The following is a 21,190-nucleotide window of genomic DNA, read 5'->3' as shown; positions in this document are numbered from 1 at the left end:
TCGTTGGTTTATGGTTGCTTCGGGTCAGCCGCGGATCAGATCGATCTGCTTTTGTGCCGAGGCAGTGGCTTCATCCAGTGCTTCTTGCGGCGTCTTCTGGCCAAGAATCGCTTGTTGGAGTGCAGTGCCGAGAGCGGATTCGATTGCGGAGACGCCGATGAAGCGCGGCATCGGTGCGCCGTTTTCAAACAGTGTTCCTGCCTCATAGGATTTCACCCAGTTCGGCCAAGCTTCGGCCAGTTCGAGGTTGTCCCATGCAGCCTTGCCGGCGGGGATGCGCGCGGTTTCGGGCTGCCCGCCCCAGATTTCCAGTTGTTTGTCCTGCGCCCAGAAGTCGAGATACTCGACCGCCGCTTCTGGATTTTTCGAGCGTGAGGACACCATCAGCATTGCTGAGCCGTCCATGATCGCATTCACGGGATCGAAGCTTCCTGTCGGCTTTTCGGGCTTGGGCATCGGAACACCCGTCCAACGCACATCTTCGTTTACACCCCACGGCGTATTCAGCCACGAAAGGCCGATCCACATTGCGGAACGACCCTGACCAAAGAGCTGTGCAGTGTCGCGGAAGAACGTCTCGGTTAGCGAGGTAGCAGCGGGGGTTGAACCGTCCGCGATCAGGTCGAGGTAGAATTGCAATGCATCGACAACACCTGGATCATTGAGGGTCACTTTCCCCGTTTCCTCGTCGAAAATCCGACCGCCGTTGGCGTACAGGAGACCTTCGAAAATGTTGATATCCACAGGTGCCGTCGTTGCGGGGAACGCAATGCCGGGACGATCGGGTTTAGTCATCGCCTTGGCGTATTCACGCAGTTCTTCCCATGTTTCGGGAGGACGATCAAAGCCCGCTTCCTCCATGGCGTCGAGGTTTATGGCGAGGAAACTGGCCATGTCTACACTGGTCGGAAGCGCGTAGAGTTTTCCCTCGTGCATCCCCGATTCGTAGACTTCGGGAACCATTCTCTCCTTCCAATCATCAAGGCGGTCGCCTGCGATTTCGTCGAGCGGCTGGATCATACCGAAACCGGCAAATTCGGGGATGTCCTGTCCGAAAGCGATCACGACGTCCGCGAGGCGGTTGGTTTGGAAACCCGCGAGGATTTTCTGACGGCGTACTTGGCCATTGAAGTAGGAATAGTTCAGGCTGATGTCAGGATTTGCTTGGGTAAACATATCATTACGTTCGGCCCAAACTTCGATTTCTTGAGGTGTTCCCCCGAACTTCCAAACGGAGATTTCTCCGCTTGCGGCATATGCGGAAGTCCCCGGCAAAAGCGCGGCTGCACCGATGGCAGCGGTGGTTCCAAGGAATCTGCGGCGGCTGATTGAATTCGACATTTCGTCCTCCCTTTTTGTGCCTTATCGGCGTTCCGCGTAATGCGGTGAATGCTAATGACATACGAGTATCATTTCACATTGACGAACGTTATTGGCAATGATACTCGTATGTCAATGATGATTTTGGTGAGATGTGTTTCACGCATTTATTCGTGCAATTGCACGCGTTAATTGGGTCGCACGCTCATGGGGAGGGCCATATATGGCGCATGGTGGACAGAAAAAGGTGACGCTGAAAGATGTGTCGAAAGCTTCAGGGTTGTCGTTGATCACCGTGTCGCGTGCGCTGCGCCATCCCGAGACCGTTCATGCCGACACGCGCGCCAAAATCCAGCGCACGATCGAGGAGATTGGCTATATTCCGAATCTCACTGCACGCTCGCTGGTGTCGCAACGCTCGGATATGATCGGTGTGGTCGTTCCGATCCTCGCCAGTTCACTTTTTGCCGATTTTGCCCAAGGTGTGAGCCGCATTCTGGAGCCACAGAAGCAGCAAATGCTATTGGCTGTCAGTGACTGGTCGCCACAAAAGGAAGAGGAGGCAGTGCGCACCTTTATCGCGCGGCAGGCCGACGCGATTATCGTCACGGGGTTTTCGCATACCGACACCACGCGAAAGCTGCTGTCGCGGTTTTCAGGGCCTGTTGTCGAAGCATGGAACCTGCGTGACGATGTGATTGATGCTGCTGTCGGGTTCGATAACTACACTGCGGCAATCGATATGACGCGCCACCTGATTGGCAGGGGTTACCAGAATATCGTAATGGTCGGCGGCTCGTCGCACCACAATGATCAGGCCGAGGACCGGACGCGTGGTTTTGTTGATGCGATGCGTGCGGCGGGACGGAGCGTGACCGAGGACACGATTGTCGAGTTTGATAATCCCGCCACAATCGAGGCAGGGGTTGCACTGATAGCTCAACTCTTGAAGCGCCCGAACCGCCCCGACGCGATCTTCTTCCTCGCAGAATTGCCCGCACATGGCGCGATGCTGTGGTGCATGTCGAACGGCGTTCGCGTGCCCGAGGATGTTGCCATTGCGGGCTTCGGGGATCTTAGCCTCTCAAACCTTCTGCCTGTTCCAATGACAACTGTTCAGATCAAGGGGCGGGCCATCGGTGAACGCTCCGCAAGTCTGGTTATGGAAAGACTGGGCGGGGGCCGCGAAAGCGCCGTCACACACGACATCGGATATAACCTTAAAATCAGGAAAAGCACATGACCTCTTCAAAAGGCTCCGTAAAAGCCGCCATTATCGGCGCGGGACACTTCGCTTATCGTATGCATATCCCCGTTCTGGCTGCGCGCGACGAGGTGGTGCTCGATTCCGTGTGTCGCTTGGGGCGGGCGGAATTGGAGCTGATTGCCGACGAGTTTGGATTTTCCTTTGCCACGGAAGACTGGCGCGAGGTTCTTGAGCGCGACATCGATATCGCTGTGATTTCTTCACCCCACAACCTGCATTACGAGCAGGCTAAAGCCTTTTTGCAAAAGGGCTGTCACGTTCTGGTCGAGAAGCCCATGTGTCTCGACCCCGAACAGGCGTGGGATCTGGTTCGGGTGGCCAAGAAGACTGGGCGTGAGCTGCTGGTCGCATATGGCTGGCACTATAAGCATGGCCTTGACGAAATGCGCGAGATGGTCGCCGAGATTGGCGAGATCGAGCATGTTGTGTGTCACATGGCCTCTTTTACGCGCAATATCTTCTCTGGCGGTACGCTGTCCAACTGGCAACACATTGCCATCCAGCCTGACCGCAGTACATGGGAAGCTCCAGATCAGGGGGGCGGATATGCTTATGGGCAACTCTCTCATGCACTTGGCATTCTCTATTGGCTAACGGATTTGCGCGCCGCCTCGGTGCGCGCAATGCTCTTTGATGCGCCAACGGGGATCGATCTGCATGACGCGGCAGTCGTGCGCTTCCAGAATGGCGCTACGGGTGTTCTTTCCGGGAGCTGCGGTGTGCCCAACGGCCACGGTTTCGAGGTTGATATTCGCGTCTATGGCAGCAAGGGCTCGATCCTGCTGGATATCGAAACCGAACGTCTTGTCCTCAAGCTCCCCGATGGGGAGACCCGGGCCGCACAGGTTCCTGAAGGCGCGTGGAAATACAGCTGCGAAGGCCCTGCCAATCGGTTGGTCGATATCGCATCGGGGCAGGGGCGCAACGAAAGCACGGGCGAGGTCGGTGCGCGCGCCGTAGAGACACTTCATGCCATCGTCGCTTCGGGTCAATCCCAAGGCGCGGAACAGGTAATCAAACAATAATAGAAGGCCGCAACACAATGACAGATTTTACCAACCAGACCGCAATTGTCACAGGAGGAGCGCAGGGCATCGGCCGTGCCGTGGCCAACCGACTGGCCGCCGGAGGCGCGCGTATTGTCATTTGGGACCGCGACAAGACGCTTGCCGATGCAGCCGCAGAGGAAATTGGCGGAGGGGCGCTAGCCTATGACGTGGATATCTCCGACTGGGCCAGTGTCGAGGCGGCGATGAGCGCCACGCTTGAGACGGCGGGGCGAGCCGATATTTTGGTGAACTCTGCAGGTGTGGCAGGTTCCAACGCATCGCTCGCTGACTATTCGGTCGAAGAATTTCGCACCATCACCGAGATCAATCTGCTCGGCACCTTCCACGTCAATCGCGCGGTTGTTCCCACGATGATCGAGCAGAGTTATGGCCGGATCGTCAATATCGCCTCAGTGGCGGGCAAAGAGGGAAACCCGAACGCCAGCGCCTATTCCGCGTCAAAGGCGGGGGTCATCGGGTTGACCAAGTCGCTGGGCAAGGAGTTGGCCGACAAGGATATCGCTGTAAACTGTGTAACGCCTGCCGCCGCGCGCACACGGATTTTCGACCAGATGGCGCAGGAACACATCGACTATATGCTGTCGAAAATCCCGCGTGGACGTTTCCTTGAGCTTGACGAGGCCGCAGCGATGATCGCGTGGCTGTGTTCGAAAGAGAACAGCTTCACCACGGCTTCGGTCTTTGATCTGTCGGGCGGTCGAGCGACTTATTGAACCATGGCGCATTGGCTTGACGGGATAGCACTGGTCGACGGGCATCACCATTTCTGGGATCTGGATCGGTTTCCTTATCGTTGGCTTGCGCCCGATGCGCCGCCCGCGCGGTTCGGGGACAAGGCATCGATCAGCAAGAACTATTTGCCGAAGGACCATCTGGCCGCCTTCGGTAAGGTGCCCCTGACGGCCTGCGTGCATGTGCAGGCCAATTGCGGCGCGGATGACCCCGTTGACGAGACCCGCTGGCTGCAGTCTCTTTGTGAAGAAACGGGTTGGCCTTCGGCAATCGTGGCTGAGGTTGACCTGTGCCACGCGCAAGCGCAGGAGCAAATCACGCGCCATCTCGAACACCATTCCTTGCGCGGCATTCGCACTCCCGTCGCATGGGATGGCGCGGGACGGTGGCGTGTGGCGTCGAAGCCCGAAGTTCTGCGCGACCCTGTGTTCCGCCACAATCTCGCGGTGCTTGAGGCGAATGACCTGTGTCTTGAATGCGTGGTTGTGCCCGCACAGTTGAACGAAGTGGCCGAGCTTGCCTCGGAACATCCCGCGTTGAAGATTGTGATCAATCATCTTGGCACGTTAGAGCCCGACATTCCTGACAACCTTGCGCAATGGCAGCAAGGGATCGCGGCACTTGCCGCAACGCCCAATGTAGCGGTCAAGTTGTCGGGCCTTTGGACCATGAATCGCGGGTGGGACGCGGAAGTGCTTAGGCCGCACGTTTTGCACCTTCTGTCCTCAATCGGGGCAGGGCGAATTCTTTACGGCTCGAACCTTCCCGTGGAAAGTGTGAACTGCCCTCTGGGCCGACAGTTGGAGCAGTTAGAGCGCGTGTTCTCGGGTCTGCCTCGCGATGTGATCGACGCCGTATTTTCTCAAACCGCCCGCCGCATTTACCGTTTGTAGGCGGTGCAATCTTTGGGGCGCTGAGGCAGATGGTCGGAGCTATGTGCCCGACCATCTGCCCATGTCATTTTATCGGGAACCTTTCTGTACCAATTGCATCTAACGGGTACGTCGTCGGGAAAATCATCTTGATTTGTCTCTGAATTGCGACCGAAGCGGAGGGGTGGAATGACAAAGTCATCGAACGTGAAAGCAAAGCAAACGGGCATAAATTCCATGGCCGATGTGAATGTCTCTCCCCTGTGTTTTCTGAAGCCTGTCTATTCCTGAATGAAAGGATATTGAAAATGATACCTTATGCAATTCTGGTGTTCGCGATTGCGGCTGTCGCGAGCATATGGCTCGATGAAATGTCGTGGGGGGGGCCACTTCGGCATAGGGATGATCCCTCACAGGGCATTCGGCGAGCGTTTTTCCCCTAAAAACAGATTGCTCATAAACAGCGTGCGACTGTTCTTGGGAAGCGCGAGGCAATAGACTGTTTGGGAAACCTCAAGATCGATCATCAAGGTCTCAGAGACCTGTCCTATATTGCTCACAGGTGTTGAGTCGAACGTCGAGCAATACTTCCAGAAGAATTGCTGCGCGCCTGCAGCTTGAAGTCATTTGAGCGCGATGATTTCAATCGGTGCTGTGTCCTTTTGGGCCCTTTGTGGCACGCCAATGCGCTATAAAACGGTTACGCCTGAACGCGCGAACAGTCCTGTCATATCGGTTGCTCTGGTGAACTCGTCGGAGATGAAATCAAATACGGTGGCCATAGGTTTTCCTAGCAGTGAGTGCGGGTATCAACTTGAGATGCGTAGTTTGCGACGGCGGAAGCACAGGCGACGGGGTCTTCGACAAGGGCATAATGTCCTAACCCTTCGAGTGGTATGACGCGGCTTGTTGGTGCGGCCTGCGCCGCAGTGTGTGCCATGGCAAGCGGGGTGATTTTGTCTTCCGTTCCGGTAAGGAGACCGATGGGTGCGCGCGCACGAGCAAGGACTTCGCAGGCGTCGGGGCGGGTGAGTGCCAATTCTGTTTGTGCGGTGATCTGCCCAGCGGTTTCTTGCGCCATATCGAGGAGCAACGCGCGTGCTTTTTGCGGCTCTGGTCCTGCTAGTATGGGTAATCGCGGCGCAAGGGCTGTATTTGCGCCTTCCATGATGACGTCGCGGGCGAGTTGTTCGCGTCCTTCACGTTTCTCCGGGTGGTCAGCATGAGCGTTCAATCCGAAGAGCAAAAAGGTGCTTGCAGGAAGGCGGTCCGCCAGATGCGCGGCGACAAGCGCTCCAAGTGAAAAACCACAAACAACTGACCCCTGAGCACAGGTTTCAGTCAGCACTTCATCGTAGTCTTCGACGTGTGGGTGTTGCAATGCGACAGGCTGGAGCGCGGTATCGGGAACGCATAGTTCGTCGAGGAACGCCCTGAAGACCCGCTCAGAACACAATGTGCCGGGTAAGAGAATCCAGGGGCGTCCGTCTGCGAGGTCAATAGCCATGAGCTGCTTGAGAAGGGGTGTTTCCGGATAATGTGGCGCATAGCGTATCGACCGCAGCTGCCATACTACGGGTTAAGTGGCCGAAGTCGTTCCCCGGTGTCACCAGCGTGCAGCCTTGGGCGTGTCGCGCTTGTGCGTCCTCAGCATCTGCACAGAAAATCCCCACAGGCACACCGCGTTTACGCGCAGCCTGAATAACTGTTTTGATTGCGGCCTCGGAACGCGGGCGTGGAAAACTCACATTCCCGTCGAGCGCGAAGGCGAGATCGTTCGGGCCAATGTAGATCATATCGACGCCCTCGACGGCGAGAATTGCGTCGATCCGCTCAACGGCCTCGGCGGTTTCTATCATGGGGATTGCCATGACGGTCTCGTTCGCGTGTGCTACATAATCCTTTCCGCCATAGAGCAACCCGCGCGACGGGCCAAAGCTGCGATTGCCGAAGGGCGGATAGCGACAGGCCGCGACCAGTTCCGCGGCTTGTTCGGGGGTGGAAATCATCGGGCAAATCACCCCATATACCCCCGCGTCGAGCAGATGCATGATCTCCGCGGGATTAAGGTCGGGCACCCGCACCAACGGAATGGCGGGCGAGGAGGAGATCGCTTGCACCATGTGCAGCGCCTCCGAAAAGCCCATCATCCCGTGTTGCAAATCCACCGTGACAGAATGCACGCCGCTATGGCTTACGCCCTCTGCGGAATAGCTTGATCCGATGGACAGCCATGCGTTCACGACGATCTCGCCCGAAGCGAGTCTGGTTTTGACGGTGTTGCTGCGCATTAACCAGCTCGCTTGTAGTCGGGCAGTAGGGCTGCTTTGGCCACGTATCCACCGGCGTCGAGCGCATGGCCCGCATCGCGTGCGGCGCTGATGACTTCGGCAGAAAACGCAGGGCGCTTGCGATGATCGCCCGCCACGACCACGAGCGCTTCCGCGGTCTCATCGCCCAAGGTTTCGATTGAGCGTACGACGCCTGCGGGGATAGAATAGGTGTCGCGTGCCTCGAGATCGATTGTGACATCCGCGCCATCGTTCAGGAGTAGGCGAAGTTTACCAGAGCGGACAATCACCACCATTTTGTCATCAAGCGTGAAGGGGCTGACCTTTTGACCCGCTTCCATGCGCAGCCACTCGATCGAGAAGCCGTGCGGGTTGGTGATTGGAGTGCTGTGGTTGCGGTTCTGGGTCAGGCCAAAGCCTATCACGGGTGCGATCTGTGCGCCGCCGCCAGGGAGGTACGCGTCGATGAAGGCGGGGCGGAAATCTCGCGCGCCTTCGGTCACGACCCGCGACATCATCTCGTCGCGCGAAACGGAGCGTAAATCAGCCATTTCAGCATCGGGCATGGGTGGTATACGTCCGCTTTCATCAGGCACGGTGTCGCCACGGCTGGCGTCGATGAGGGTGTTGTCACTGGAAATGTAAAGTCCGTAATCTGCAGCCTCACGGATGATCTCAGGATGGAAAATCACGCCACCAGTATTGTCTCCACCCAGAACGGTGAACAGCCATCCATCATCTGGTCCAGTGTTGGTGAAGCCGCGGAATACCCAAGTCGGCACGGAGACGATGTCGCCTGCGCGGCCTACGACTTCGTTTTCGCCGTTCGAGCCCCAGCGGAAGGTCCATTCGCCTTTTTGTACGACAAAGACTTCGGCGGTGAAGTGAATGTGCAGGTTGTTGGTGATGCCGTTGGGCATGGCGGCGGCTCCGATGTTGAAGCCATGCGGTTCGGGAAGGTTCACGACCTGTTCGTCCGAGGAGGTTACGCCAGGACCGATGATCGAGTAGTTTTCCTTAAGGTGCGATCCAGGCTTCTTGCAGTCGATAAAGGCGACAGTACAGGAGACATAGTCGTCACTTGTTATGTGACGGTTGTTTGCTTCGTGTTGTGAAACTTTGGTCATAGTTCAGTCCTTTTCCATCAGTCAGACGTCGAGGCGTCGACCGGTATTTTTGTCAAACAGGTGGATGCGCGCGCCGTGTTTTGGGGCGAGGGCGCATGAAGCATTGATCGGCGCTTCGAAATCGGCAGGCCCGCGGGCACAAATCGAAGTGGCCCCGTCACGCAAGGTGAGCAGGGTGGAATCTCCCGTCAGTTCTAGCGCGTAGAGGCTGCCTTTGATTGGCGCGCCTTCCGTCGCCGTCATCTCCAAATCCTCTGGACGGATTCCGAGTACGACGCCCTCACGGTCTGTGCCTTCTACCGTCAGCGACACGCCAGATGCTTCGAACTTGCCGTCTGCAATGCGTCCCTCGACGAGGTTCATGGATGGCGATCCGATGAAGCCCGCAACGAAGAGGTCTGCGGGTTCTGAGTAGATTTTTTTTGGGGTGTCGAGTTGCACGATCCGTCCCTCGCGCATGACTGCAACGCGGCTTGCGAGTGTCATGGCTTCCATTTGATCATGCGTGACGTAGACGGTTGTAACACCCAACTCGTGATGCAGGTGCTTGAGTTCAGCACGCATGGTCACGCGTAACTTGGCGTCGAGGTTAGAGAGAGGTTCGTCCATCAGGAATATCTTTGGCGTCCGTACGATGGCGCGTGCCAAGGCAACCCGTTGTCGTTGCCCCCCCGACAGTTCGGAAGGACGGCGTTTGAGTAGCGCCTCTAGCTCCACCTTCTGTGCGGTTTCAAGCACCCGTGCGTCACGTGTCTTTCGGTCAATCCCTCGTAGTTTGAGCGGGTAGCCGATATTCTCCGCCACGGTCATATGGGGATAAAGGCCATAGTTTTGGAACACCATCGCGATGTCGCGGTCCTTGGGCGGTTTGTCGTTTGCGCGTTCGCCCGCGATCAGCAAGTCGCCGCTGGTGATATCCTCCAGCCCTGCGATCATCCGCATGGTCGTTGTTTTCCCGCAGCCCGATGGACCGAGCAGAACGAGGAATTCGCCTTCTTCAATGGTCATACTCTGGCGCGGGACGGCGAGAAATTCACCGTAGCGCTTTTCGATGTTTACGAGTTGTACTTCGGCCATGTTTCAAGCCCCTTATTTAACTGCGCCAGCTGTCATGCCGCGCGTGAAGTGTTTCTGAATGAGTAGCGCCATGATGAAGATTGGCACGGTAATCATGACCCCGGCTGCGCTCATCAATTCCCAAAGGTCGCCACGTTCCGTTCGGAAGCTCACGAGGCCCACAGGCAGTGTGACCGCGTCACGGCGAGTCAAGATGAGGGCAAAGAGGAATTCGTTCCACGTCAAGATGAAGCAGAAGATCGAGGAGGTCAGGATGCCTGGCGCGGCCATTGGCAAAACAATGTCTTTGATGACCCGCAGTCGCGAGGCTCCATCAATCATAGCGGCTTCTTCGCTATCCGTCGGTATCGCGTCAATGAAGCCTTTGATCATCCAGATAACAAAGGGGGTGACGATCGCCAGATTGACCACAATCAACGCGAGGCGGGTGTCGAGCAGCCCCAATGTCCTGAACATAACAAAGAACGGCAGCACGATCACCACGGCGGGAATGAACTGCGTCGACAGAATCATGAAGAACAAAAATTTCCGCCCTTTGACGCGAAAGCGAGAGAAGGAGTAGGCCGCTAGCGACGCACACGGCACCGCAATCAAAACGGTGACGGACGCAACGATGACCGAGTTGAGCACCATATCGCCTAGGTTCCAGGGGTCCGAGAACACGGTGACAAAATTGGACAACGTCGGGTTAAAGTCGAGGGACAGGGAGTAGGCGTCCTTCGGGCGTTTGAATGCCGTCAAGAACATCCATGCGATCGGGAAGAGTACGATGGTTGAGATCAAGAGCAGCAAGGCGCGCTCGACCCACCAGAAAACGGATTTGGTCATGCCGTGGCCATCTTTCTTTCGCTGAGCAGCATCCGGACATACCAGACGGAGATCAGCATCATGATTGCGGTGAGGATCCAGGCCAATGCCGAGGCATAGCCCATGTCGAACCATTTGAAGCCGACGTTGAAGATGAAGAAGGCAAGCGTTTCGGTCGAGGTGCCTGGTCCGCCGCCTGTTAGTGTCACCACCTGATCAAACATTTTAAGCGCGAAGATTGTTTTTAGCACGGCAACGACAAGTAAAACGCCCTTCATCTGAGGCAAGACAATGCCAAAGATAATCCGTAGGCTCGACGCGCCGTCGATGCGGGCGGCTTCTTCGGTCTCGCGCGGGACGGAGGCAAGCCCACCCAAACACATGAAGGTCATATAAGGAGCCCAGTGCCAGACGTCTGTGAGCACCAGAATGGCCATAGCAAGGTCAGGGTTAGCGAGCCATGGCACACCCTCGAGCGCGGGAAATACTGCGCCGATCCCTTTGGCAAGGACGCCGAATTCAGGGTTGAACATGAAGCGGTAGCTGACACCAATCAAGGCAGGACTCATCGCGAACGGTAGGATTAAAATGATCCGCGTAAAGGTGTGCAGCCGTCCTTTGCGGCGCAGCAGTAACGCTAGGGACATGGCTAAAACAAGCGTCAGAGCGACACTTGTGAGGACGAAAATCAAAGTTACCCACAACGAGTTCTGAAAGCCTGGTTCGGTGAAAGCAAATCCGTAGTTTTCAAGACCAACGAAGCCTTCGGGGCGGCGTTGCTTGGTCAAGTCCCATTCACGGAATGAGGTGACCAGTGAATAGGCGAGTGGGTAGAGTGTGGTGGCCAGCACGATAAGGAATGCTGGCACCAGTAGAATGTAAGAGAGTGACCGATCCCGCATGATGCACCTTTTCAATCAATGGTGACGGGCGAGCCTTATACGGGCCCGCCCACCGAGGATTAGGAAATCAGCGGATACGCTTGATCTCTTCTGCTGCGTGGTTCAATGCGGCAGCTGTGTCGGTTTCTTCGCCGCTGGCAAGGCTTGAGATCGCGGTTTCGAGGATCTCTGAAACACGTGGCCAGTTGTCGCCAAACTCCATGCCTTCGGCGTTGGCCAAGGCGTCGGCGGCGGCGCTATGCATGCCACCCCAACGTGCGTTGACCTCATCGTCGCGCAGATTCGAGAAATGTACGGATACGACTTCGTCGAGGTTTTCGTCCAACAAAACATCACGTTCGAGGGCAGGGTCGGTAAGCCAGCCGAGATATTCTGCCGCAGCCCCTTTGTTGTCCGCACCTTCAGTGACGGAGAAAACCCATGTGTTGGTAAAGGTTGTTTTTGCCGCTCCGCCAACAGAGGGCATTGAGGTGAATCCAAGCTGATCGGGGGTGATGCGAGACTGTTCTGGGTCAGTCAGTTGAGAACGGACCCACCACCAGACTGGCAGCATTGCGGAATTGCCCTGCTTGAAGCTATTGACGGCATCCTGTTCGACAAATGTAGCCGATCCTGCGGGCGCAATCTTCTCGTCGCGCAACATGCTGATATATTGCTCGGTGGCCGCGATTCCCGCTTCCGAAGTGAAGATTGGCGTGCCGTCCTCGTCAAACAGGTCGCCACCGTGACCCCACAACAAATTGATCCAGACCATCAGATTCTGACCGTTGAGCTTGCCATAGGGTAGGGCGATCCCCGCAGCATCGGAGGTTTCTTGGATCGCTTTGGCAACGGAAACAACATCCTCCCAGGTGTTAGGTGCGTCGACGCCCGCCTGATCCAGAAGATCTTGGCGATAGAACAAAAGCTGCACGTGACCGCGCACAGGCAGGCCAACCAGTTCGCCGTTCAACATGCCGTGGCGCAGGTGTGCAGGTGGGAAGTCGTCAAGGTTAGTGCCTTGTGCGGCAATCTCATTACCAATCGGCTGAACCAGAAGCGACAACGACGGCACCCATTGATCCATGATAGACACAACGTCGTAATCGCCTCCTGCGACCATCTCTGTCGTGAGGGCTTCTTTCATGTTTGGAAACGGCACGTAGTCGTAAACAACATCAATGCCGGTTGCGGCTTCGAAGGCGTCAAGGCGCGCTTCGTGGGCCTCGAATTGACTCGATTTGACCGCGAGGACATGTACGGTCTCGCCGTCATAGGGCTTGCCCTCGGTTGCCTCCCAAGCCTGGGCGCCTGTTGAGAAAAGTGCTGCGCTGATTGCGATCGCGCTCGTGAAACGTTTCATAGTATCCCTCCCATTTGAAACTTTAACGACCATAACAAGGGCGCGATGTTCTGACAATAAAATTATTGATAATAATATTGATGGAGTTGCTGCGATCTTTTGGTTAGTGTGCCTGGCGGAGTTCAATATGAGGATAAGCAATTCCAATGCCGCTACTTAAGGATCTGGAAAACGATATAATTTTTGGGGTCTACCCGCCTGGGTCACGGATAACCGAGGACACGGTCATGGAGGAATATGGCGCGAAACGTCATGCTGTGCGCCACGCATTTTCAGAGCTTGAAAGCCACGGGTTGCTCGTGCATCGCCCGCGTCGCGGGGTTGAAGTTGTCGATTATACCCCTGATGAAGTCGATGCGCTCTATGATCTTCGCATTGTGCTAGAAACTGCTGCAGCGCGCCGCACTGCCTTGCCGGTATCGAAAGATATTATTGAACAACTACGTGATATTGCTAATCAGCACGAGGCGGCGCTCAGGCGAGATGATTTTCGTGGTGTTTATGAGTTGAATCAGAAGTTTCATGAGCTGCAATATAGTTGTTGCAACAATCCGAGGCTGGCTGATCTGATTGCGCGACATGCCCGTATGGCCCAACCAATTCGAGTTGTTAAGTATGATGATGAAGCACATATGAATGCGATCGTCGCGCAGCATAGAACCATCATTGAAGCAATGACAAAAACCTCGACAGACGCATATGAAACTGCAGTGCGAGATCACCTGCCGGCTTCGGCCGAAGCATACCGCTTGCTTTATCAACGCCGTTTTGGGCAAGGGCGTGTGGATCGCAAGTGAGTGTTCCGCCGAACAGGGGACTGCCAAGTCATTGTGTTGAGATATGGATTGCAGCAATTCGTGGGAGTTCAGTTGTTCTGATGTCACCTTATTGACACCGCTCGACTGGTTGTGTGGTTTAAGCCTCAAGATGACACACAAAAATACGTAATATCACTTTTACGATTTGTGCAAAAGTGCCGCGCACTAACGATTTGCCGACAGCCAAACTTGTTTGACGATTTCGAGCAAGGCGTCTTGCGCGGTGCTGTTCCTCGATTGTGATGAATATACAAAGCTCAGCAATGCGGGGACAGAAACAGTTTCGCAGATTTCGAGCCCGAATGATTGTCGTTGGTGCAATGCAATGGACTCTCTACTTAAAGAAAGGCCAACGCCTGATCGGACCATTTCCAGCATGGAGGCTTCTTGGTCGACCAATGCTACGGTGTTTTGGTCGCAGCCGATGTCGTCAAAAACTTTTTTGAGTAAGCGGTGATGCACCGACGTCTCTGGGGTCCCTATCCACGGCAATCCTGCGAGTTTTTCCCACGTAGCATTTTCGACCTCCTTGCTCCATCCAGCCGGAGCTACAACGCGATAGGAAAACTCAGCAAGTTTTAGTGCCAATACGGCTCCTTGTGTCATTTCCCCAATTTTTTCGAAGTCATCCGCGCTGCTCAAGTAGAATCCTGCATCCAGCTGTTTGCGTTGAATACGGTTCAGAACTTCGCCGCTTACGCCATGAGACAGTTCTGTTTCGATGTCAGGATAGTAGTTACGCAGGCTGCTGAGTAAATTTCCCAATCGAATAAATTCGGGGTCAACGATCGTGCCAATTCTTAGCTTTCCACTTATCCGTTCTGAATATTTTTTCGCACTTTTTTTGAAATCGGAGAAGGCATGTAAGACGTGTTCAGCCTTCGGGACAAGCTTCTCTCCCTCAGGTGTAAGGCGCAGTCCGGTTGAGGTGCGCTCGAACAATTGCGTCTCGGTTTCTTCACTTAAACGCTTGAGTTGATGGCTGACTGCAGGCTGTGTCAGGTTGAGGGCGGCAGCCGCGCGAGAGACGCTGCCTTCGCGGGCCACGGTTAAAAATGCGACCATTGTGTTAATGTTGAAACTGCGCTCCATATAAATACTATTTATAATGCTATTCGAGATTTGTCATTAGCTTTCGACAGATTTGCTCTTTACCGATTGTTTCAGTTGTCGGGAGGAGGCAACCAAATCACGCTAGAGGTTTCCTGTTTCGCAGGCGCTTTTGGCATGTCTCTCCCCGTGGAAATGCGAAACCACATAGGGGGGTAGTATGACTGCAAAGAGCGATGAAACGTCGGTGTTCGACTATGTTGTTATCGGGGCGGGCACCGCGGGATGCCTCTTGGCAAATCGTCTCAGTGCTGACCCCAAGAACCGCGTTCTTTTGCTCGAAGCGGGCAAGCCCGACAATTATCACTGGATCCATATTCCTGTTGGATATCTGTATTGCATTGGTAATCCACGTGCGGATTGGATGTATAACACCGAACCAGACAAGGGCCTGAACGGGCGCACTTTGCGCTACCCCCGCGGTAAGACGTTGGGCGGATGCTCTTCGATCAACGGCATGATCTACATGCGCGGACAGGCACGGGATTATGATAACTGGGCAAAGCTGACAGGCGAGGATGAATGGAGTTGGGAAAACGCCCTTGACGCCTTCAAAGCGCACGAAGATCACTACCGGTTGGACGATGGGGCAGACCCAGAAGTGAGCAACAACATGCGGTTCTCGGATCTCCACGGTTCCGGCGGTGAGTGGCGTGTTGAGAAGCAAAGATTACGGTGGGATGTCTTGGACGCCTTCGCGGATGCGGCCGTTCAAACGGGGATCGATAAGGTTGATGACTTTAACAGCGGTGACAATGCGGGGGTCGGATATTTCGACGTGAACCAACGTGTTGGTTGGCGTTGGAACACATCAAAGGCGTTCTTGCGCCCTGCGAAGCAGCGTCCGAACCTGACCATCTGGACACAGGCACAGGCCGAGCGTTTGACTTTCGACGCCGCGCAAGGAAACACGCCGAAATGCAATGGGGCGATCGTCAATGTCAAAGGACGTTCGGTGTCCGTATCAGCGCGCAAAGAGGTAATTCTGTCGGCGGGGGCCATCAACTCGCCACAGATTTTGCAGCTGTCGGGGATCGGTGCCGCGGATTTGCTCAAATCCCATGGGATTGATGTGGTTCTTGATGCGCCTGCGGTTGGGCGCAACCTTCAAGACCATCTTCAAATCCGCGCGGTTTTTAAGGTGAAAGGGGTCAAGACGCTCAATACATTGGCAAATTCCATGTTTGGTAAGGCGAAGATTGGTATGGAATATATGCTCAAGCGCTCTGGGCCGATGAGCATGGCGCCAAGCCAGTTGGGGGCTTTTACGCGCTCCGACCCGAGCAAGAAACATGCGAACCTTGAATTTCATGTTCAACCGTTGAGCCTTGAGGCTTTCGGTGAAGACCTCCACGACTTCCCCGCGATGACGGTCAGTGTGTGTAATCTAAACCCGACGAGCCGTGGCTCGGTTGAAATTGGATCAGCAAACTTCCGCAATGCGCCGAAAATTTCGCCGAATTACCTCGATACGGAAGAGGACCGAAAGGTTGCTGCAGATAGTCTGCGGCAAGTGCGCGAGATCATGCGCCAACCAGCGTTGGCCGCCTTTGCTCCCGAGGAATACAAACCCGGCCTGCAGTATCAAACGGATGAAGAACTCGCCAAACTGGCTGGCGATATTGCCAACACGATTTTCCATCCCGTCGGGACGGTGAAGATGGGACGCGCGGACGATGCGCAGGCGGTTCTCGACCCACATTTGCGTCTCAAAGGCGTCCGCGGCCTGCGGGTGGTCGATGCCAGTGTGATGCCTGAAATTACAAGCGGAAATACGAATTCACCAACGCTGATGATCGCAGAAAAAGCGGCGCGTTGGATCTTGGCTGAACAACAGTGAACCACGGGGAACACCCCTTTTACGATGGAGTGACGGATGTATAGTTCGTTTTCAAAACTTCCACTGACTGGCGTCAAAGTGGTCGATTTCGGTCAATATATCGCGGGGCCAGCAGTTGCGATGCTACTGGGCGATCTTGGCGCGACGATTGTGCATGTGGACCCCGTCGATGGGCCGATGTGGGATAGCCCTGCCAATGCGATTTTGAATCGCAATAAGGTGATTGTGAATCTCGATCTGAAGTCGGAACAGGGCCTTCAAGATGCGCTCGCCCTTATAGCCGAGGCCGACATCGTTATCGAAAACTTCCGTCCTGGAAAACTCGCGGCTTTGGGTATTGATTTCACGGCGCTGCGAGAGGCGCGTCCCGAATTGATTACTTTGTCTGTACCTGGGTTTGCTTCGAATGATGCTGAGCGCAGGGATTTGCGCGCATTTGAAAGCGTGGTGGCGGCGAGTTCTGGCGTCTTTACAGATATGGGGTTGAACCGCGTTTTGATGGGCATCAACCCGTCGTTTTCTCCGCTGCCCTTGGCCTCTGCCTACGCTGCGCAAATCGCTGCATCGGCCACCGTTCTTGCGCTTCAGTCGCGTCAGACAACGGGTCTTGGCGATCACATCGAGGTGCCGCTTGCGGCGGCGGTGATGGAGGGGCTGTGCTACAATTCGATCAAGGTCGACAACATGCCAGAGCGCTATCTCACACAGCGTGAGGTCGAGATTGAACGACGGCGGACCGAGGGTCTGCCGATGAATGTCAGCTATGAGGAGCTTCAGGAACTGCTCGATCCGTTCTTCCGCGCGTATATGTGTAAAGACGGGCGGATGTTTTATGTGGTCTGCCCTAGCCATAAATTCCACGCACGGCGCTGCCTTGAGGTTTTGGGTATTCTCGATGATCTGATCGTAGAGGGGCTGACAGAGGAAGAAGATACCTACAAACCGTGGTCCGAATGGTCGTCACCAGTGTCACTCGGCGTCTATCCTATGCCGAAGGATTGGGCCGATATTATCGCGGAGCGGATGAAAGAGGTCTTTATGACCCGCACCTCACATGAGTGGAAAAAGATGTTTGGCCGTGCGGGTATTCCCGGTGCGCCGCAACGCTGGTTGCAAGAATGGATTCATGATGAGTATGCCGAAACATCGGGTTTGATGATCGACGTGTTTGACGAGGAATATGGTGAAATGACCCAGCCGGGCCCTGTGGTCTGGATGGAGGAAAGCGGGGAGGAGGCATTGAAGCCCACTCCGCGCCGATGGGTCGAGATACCCGAGGCGTTGAAAATCCTGCGCAAACACCGCACCGAGTTGCCTGACGTGGACGAAGATGCACCTGAAGGGTGGCTGTCTGGCGTGCGAGTGTTGGACCTGTGTAACGTAATCGCGGGGCCGCATTCGGCGGGTTATCTGGCGCGCTTCGGTGCCGAGGTCATCAAGCTCGATCCCTCCACACCGCTCTATGACAGTTGGAACACGGTCATCTACGGCATGAGTCAGGGGCGCGGTAAAAAGTCGGTGCTGGCAGATATGAAGTCGCGCCACGGGCGGCAGGTGTTCGAGGATTTGGTGAAGTCTGTCGACGTCATCATTTGGAATGCGCCAGACAGTCAAATCAAACGTATGGGGCTTGATGCCGAGAACCTGCACAAGCTGAACCCCGATGCTATCTTCTGTAAACTGGATTGTTTTTCTGGTGTGCGGCGCGGTGCGCGGACCGATTACATCGGGTATGACGATCTCGTGCAGGCAACGACAGGGATTATGCTGCGGTTTGGCGGCGCGATGGACCGTCCCGAGGAGCACGCCCATGTGGGCACAATCGACGTGATGTGCGGATTTGGTGGTGCGTTGTCTGTCGCAGCGGCTCTGTACCAAAAGCATCGTTTTGGCCGTATCGGTCGTGGGCGTACCTCGTTGAATGCCAATAGCGGATTGTTGCAGGTGCCCTTTGCTTTTGACTTTAAGGGGCGCGGCTTGTTCGATGAACCCTCCGGTCCCGACAGCAATGGCTGGGATGATCTGAGCCGCTTTTATAGCACCGCGTCGGGACAGCATATTTTCCTGAGTACCTACGAGCGCGACCTGCCACGTTTCCGCAATGTGGAGGGGTTAGAAGACCTTCCTGATATTGCCGTCGATCAACGTGCCTCCTATCTCGCGCAGGCCTTCCAAAGCCAGATCGCGTCCGAGTGGGTATCGCGTCTACGTGCGGCCGATATCGGTGTCGCTATTTGTGAGAACCTCGACGCACTTCGTGCCGAACATGCACGTATTGCAGATGGCACGCCGGGCACCGACAGGGGCAGCTATGCATTCTCAATCTATCCCGATCACCCAAGCGGCCATCAGGTCACGCAGTTGGACCCTTACGCCGTGCGCCCAACCCGCACTAAGGTCTTTGCGTTATCTCCGACTGAAAAATTTGGCGCGTCGACACAGAGTGTCGTTAAGGGCCTCGGGTATGCCGATCAGGCGATTGAGGCGATGTTGAAATCTGGTGGCATTAACAATTCATGGAGTGCGCAATACCTGCCAAGCTGACGCCGCATAGCGGTGGTCGGTCGGCCATGAATAAATAAATTGCGGCCCTCATTTCAACGAAGGGCCGCGTTCACCCAAACCTCACTAACTACTTTCATATCGTCGCTTTGTCGCGCTGATACGTCAGGTGCAGGTTTGACAGCCAAATGGGAGGAAATATGGCTAAACTACCCCCACTGATGGAACTGCCCATCGAAACCGCGGATGACGGTTTCTATTCGGGCTTCAATAAACACGTTGCAATAACGTCCAAAATTCTCGTGAGTGCCCTTATTGTTTGGGCAATTTCGGTCCCTGAAAATGCCGCGGCTGTTCTCGGCGTTCTCAATGCTTTTTTGCTGAAAGGTTTCGCGGCATGGTACATCTATATCGTCGCCTTCTTTATCCTCATTTGTGTTGGTCTTGCTTTGCTTCCAAGCACTGGGAAGCTCAAGCTCGGAACGCCTGATGATAAGCCGGAGTTTTCCAGTTTCTCTTGGTTCTCCATGATGTTCGGGGCGGGGATCGGTATTGGGATGCTGACATTCGCTACTGCGGAGCCGATGTATCATTTCGCCACCAACCCTGATGTGATCAAAGGAACGACAGATGCAAGTGGGGCCAACAATGTCGGCTCGGCTTATGTTTGGTCCTTCCTGCACTGGGGGTTCTCGGCTTGGGCGTGTTATTCGCTTGTTGGTCTCTCGCTTGCCTATTTCGCTTACCGCCGCAATTTACCGCTCACTATCCGTTCGGGTCTTGCGCCTCTGTTCGGCGAGCGCTTGTCCGGTTCCGTTGGCCACGTCGTTGATGTGGTAGCGGTTGTTGCGACCATTTTGGGTGTCGCACAAACGCTTGGCTTCGGGGTCGAGCAATTTGTCTCTGGCCTGTCACGGATCGGCTTTGGCGATTGGATTACCGCAGAGGACGGTAGCCCAAGTGCTGCAGGTGTGGTTGTGGCTTTGGTTGTCATTATGGGCGCGTCGACGCTCTCGGCGCTATCCGGGGTCGGCAAGGGCATTAAATGGCTGTCGAACATCAACATGGGACTCAGCTTTTTCCTGTTGGCCTTTTTCATTCTCTTCGGCTCGACGTTCTTCGGTCTCGGCGCGCTGTTTAATGGGTTGATCGAATACATCGTCCGCTTGCCTGGTATTCTGGTCACTGTTTGGCGCCCTGATGGCACGGAAACAGGTGATGCGCTTGCTTCATGGCAAGAGGGGTGGTCCGTGTTCTATTGGGCATGGTGGATTGCATTTGCACCTTTTGTCGGTGTGTTCCTTGCACGCATTTCGCGTGGGCGGAGCTTGCGGGAATACATTGTCGGTTCAGTACTTGTGCCGTCCTTGATGTGCTTCGTTTGGTTCACCATTGTCGGTGGGACGGCCATTGATTTGACGCTGAATGGCGAGGCCGGTGATTTGATTTCCGGTGCGGGACAATCGAACCAACTCTTTGCGATGTTGGACTTCATGTTGAGCCCAACTCTCGCGTGGATCATGGCCATTGTCGTTGTGGTGTTGTTGCTGACGTATCTTGTCACAACAGCGGACTCTGCCGTTTTGATCGTGAACACAATCAATGCAGCAGGAGAAGATACACCAAAGGGCCGCCCGCATATCGTCTTCTGGGGTATTGCACTTAGTTTGGTTGTCGGTGGTTTGCTCATCGTCGGTGGCTTGGACGCGATCAAGACCGCAATGGTGATCGGAGCACTGCCCTTTAGTTTCGTTATGGTGCTTATGGGGATTGCCTTGGTTAAGGCTGTTGTGAAGGACAGTATCCGTGAAAAGAACGGTGTCATTAACGTTCATGTAGAAAGCTGAAAACCTAAAGGTGGGGTGCCTCTAGTATTGCGGGCACTGTAGTATTGTAGACACTTATCTGAGTAACTTTCGAAGCAAAGTGTCTATAAACTAGGGGCACTTCATAGCCGACCTGCGGATCCGCTCCTTGCTGAAAGGCAAAACGACCCAATGCCATTTTCCGCAGAAAGCGCAGCATTTTTGAGAGTGGCAGAGATCGCCAAAAGGCGGTGGGATGCCGCTCTCGTTGGCTGTACTCACAGCCATTTTGCGTTGATATGATGTGC

The 21,190-nt window shown here is 55.1% G+C and carries 18 protein-coding genes; 8 read left to right on the top strand and 10 right to left on the bottom strand.

Annotation, left to right across the window (positions count from 1 at the left end; all coding sequences use genetic code 11):
* Nucleotides 1-24: 24 nt before the first annotated feature.
* Entirely contained in the window at nt 25-1,341 is a 1,317-nt protein-coding gene (locus ACN0TS_RS15665) for an ABC transporter substrate-binding protein (protein WP_417260303.1), read from the bottom strand.
* Between the two features lie 202 nt (nt 1,342-1,543).
* On the opposite strand from ACN0TS_RS15665, the gene ACN0TS_RS15660 reads away from it, so the two are divergent.
* The 4 genes from ACN0TS_RS15660 to ACN0TS_RS15645 are packed head-to-tail and all read left to right on the top strand — an operon-like array spanning nt 1,544 to nt 5,282.
* Nucleotides 1,544-2,563 carry a LacI family DNA-binding transcriptional regulator gene (locus tag ACN0TS_RS15660; protein WP_417260302.1) on the top strand — a complete coding sequence of 340 codons (1,020 nt, stop codon included), beginning with the start codon at nt 1,544-1,546 and terminating at the stop codon, nt 2,561-2,563.
* Complete coding sequence (locus ACN0TS_RS15655; RefSeq protein WP_417260301.1) at nt 2,560-3,612, top strand: Gfo/Idh/MocA family protein; 1,053 nt, start codon at nt 2,560-2,562, stop codon at nt 3,610-3,612. The genes ACN0TS_RS15660 and ACN0TS_RS15655 overlap by 4 nt, the downstream gene beginning before the upstream one ends.
* A 17-nt stretch (nt 3,613-3,629) precedes the next feature.
* Nucleotides 3,630-4,370 carry an SDR family NAD(P)-dependent oxidoreductase gene (locus ACN0TS_RS15650; protein WP_417260300.1) on the top strand — a complete coding sequence of 247 codons (741 nt, stop codon included), beginning with the start codon at nt 3,630-3,632 and terminating at the stop codon, nt 4,368-4,370.
* Nucleotides 4,371-4,373: 3 nt separating this feature from the next.
* Complete coding sequence (locus tag ACN0TS_RS15645) at nt 4,374-5,282, top strand: amidohydrolase family protein (RefSeq protein ID WP_417260299.1); 909 nt, start codon at nt 4,374-4,376, stop codon at nt 5,280-5,282.
* A gap of 389 nt (nt 5,283-5,671) precedes the next feature.
* Here ACN0TS_RS15645 and ACN0TS_RS15640 read toward each other — a convergent pair whose 3' ends face one another.
* The 8 genes from ACN0TS_RS15640 to ACN0TS_RS15605 form a co-directional block, all read right to left on the bottom strand.
* The gene (locus tag ACN0TS_RS15640; protein WP_417260298.1) at nt 5,672-5,821 is read right to left on the bottom strand and encodes a hypothetical protein; all 150 of its coding nucleotides are present in this window, start codon (nt 5,819-5,821) and stop codon (nt 5,672-5,674) included.
* A 230-nt stretch (nt 5,822-6,051) separates the two neighbouring features.
* A complete protein-coding gene (locus tag ACN0TS_RS15635; protein ID WP_417260297.1) occupies nt 6,052-6,768 on the bottom strand; it encodes an alpha/beta fold hydrolase in 717 nt (238 codons plus the stop codon).
* A complete protein-coding gene (locus tag ACN0TS_RS15630; RefSeq protein WP_417260296.1) occupies nt 6,758-7,552 on the bottom strand; it encodes an HpcH/HpaI aldolase family protein in 795 nt (264 codons plus the stop codon). The genes ACN0TS_RS15635 and ACN0TS_RS15630 overlap by 11 nt, the downstream gene beginning before the upstream one ends.
* Complete coding sequence (locus ACN0TS_RS15625) at nt 7,552-8,679, bottom strand: cupin domain-containing protein (RefSeq protein WP_417260295.1); 1,128 nt, start codon at nt 8,677-8,679, stop codon at nt 7,552-7,554. Before ACN0TS_RS15625 ends, ACN0TS_RS15630 begins: the two co-directional genes overlap by 1 nt.
* Before the next feature lie 21 nt (nt 8,680-8,700).
* Complete coding sequence (locus ACN0TS_RS15620) at nt 8,701-9,756, bottom strand: ABC transporter ATP-binding protein (protein WP_417260294.1); 1,056 nt, start codon at nt 9,754-9,756, stop codon at nt 8,701-8,703.
* A gap of 12 nt (nt 9,757-9,768) precedes the next feature.
* On the bottom strand, nt 9,769-10,584 hold the full coding sequence (locus tag ACN0TS_RS15615) for a carbohydrate ABC transporter permease (RefSeq protein ID WP_417260293.1): 816 nt from the start codon (nt 10,582-10,584) through the stop codon (nt 9,769-9,771).
* Nucleotides 10,581-11,465 (bottom strand): carbohydrate ABC transporter permease, encoded by an 885-nt coding sequence (locus ACN0TS_RS15610; protein WP_417260292.1) that lies wholly within the window; start codon nt 11,463-11,465, stop codon nt 10,581-10,583. Before ACN0TS_RS15610 ends, ACN0TS_RS15615 begins: the two co-directional genes overlap by 4 nt.
* Before the next feature lie 67 nt (nt 11,466-11,532).
* Complete coding sequence (locus ACN0TS_RS15605; protein ID WP_417260291.1) at nt 11,533-12,807, bottom strand: ABC transporter substrate-binding protein; 1,275 nt, start codon at nt 12,805-12,807, stop codon at nt 11,533-11,535.
* 146 nt (nt 12,808-12,953) lie between these two features.
* Here ACN0TS_RS15605 and ACN0TS_RS15600 point away from each other — a divergent pair, with 146 nt between their 5' ends.
* Entirely contained in the window at nt 12,954-13,604 is a 651-nt protein-coding gene (locus ACN0TS_RS15600) for a GntR family transcriptional regulator (protein WP_417260290.1), read from the top strand.
* A gap of 186 nt (nt 13,605-13,790) precedes the next feature.
* Here the strand turns inward: ACN0TS_RS15600 and ACN0TS_RS15595 are convergent, their stop codons facing one another.
* On the bottom strand, nt 13,791-14,717 hold the full coding sequence (locus tag ACN0TS_RS15595; protein ID WP_417260289.1) for a LysR family transcriptional regulator: 927 nt from the start codon (nt 14,715-14,717) through the stop codon (nt 13,791-13,793).
* A gap of 178 nt (nt 14,718-14,895) precedes the next feature.
* Here ACN0TS_RS15595 and ACN0TS_RS15590 point away from each other — a divergent pair, with 178 nt between their 5' ends.
* The 3 genes from ACN0TS_RS15590 to ACN0TS_RS15580 all read left to right on the top strand — a co-directional run bounded on the left by ACN0TS_RS15590 (nt 14,896) and on the right by ACN0TS_RS15580 (nt 20,924).
* On the top strand, nt 14,896-16,575 hold the full coding sequence (locus ACN0TS_RS15590) for a GMC family oxidoreductase (RefSeq protein WP_417260288.1): 1,680 nt from the start codon (nt 14,896-14,898) through the stop codon (nt 16,573-16,575).
* A gap of 36 nt (nt 16,576-16,611) precedes the next feature.
* Entirely contained in the window at nt 16,612-19,119 is a 2,508-nt protein-coding gene (locus ACN0TS_RS15585) for a CoA transferase (RefSeq protein ID WP_417260287.1), read from the top strand.
* Between the two features lie 158 nt (nt 19,120-19,277).
* On the top strand, nt 19,278-20,924 hold the full coding sequence (locus tag ACN0TS_RS15580) for a BCCT family transporter (protein ID WP_417260286.1): 1,647 nt from the start codon (nt 19,278-19,280) through the stop codon (nt 20,922-20,924).
* Nucleotides 20,925-21,190 lie beyond the last annotated feature (266 nt).

This window comes from Celeribacter sp. (genome assembly GCF_048266405.1).
GTDB lineage: Bacteria > Pseudomonadota > Alphaproteobacteria > Rhodobacterales > Rhodobacteraceae > Celeribacter.
This window is presented reverse-complemented; position numbering and strand designations above follow the sequence as displayed.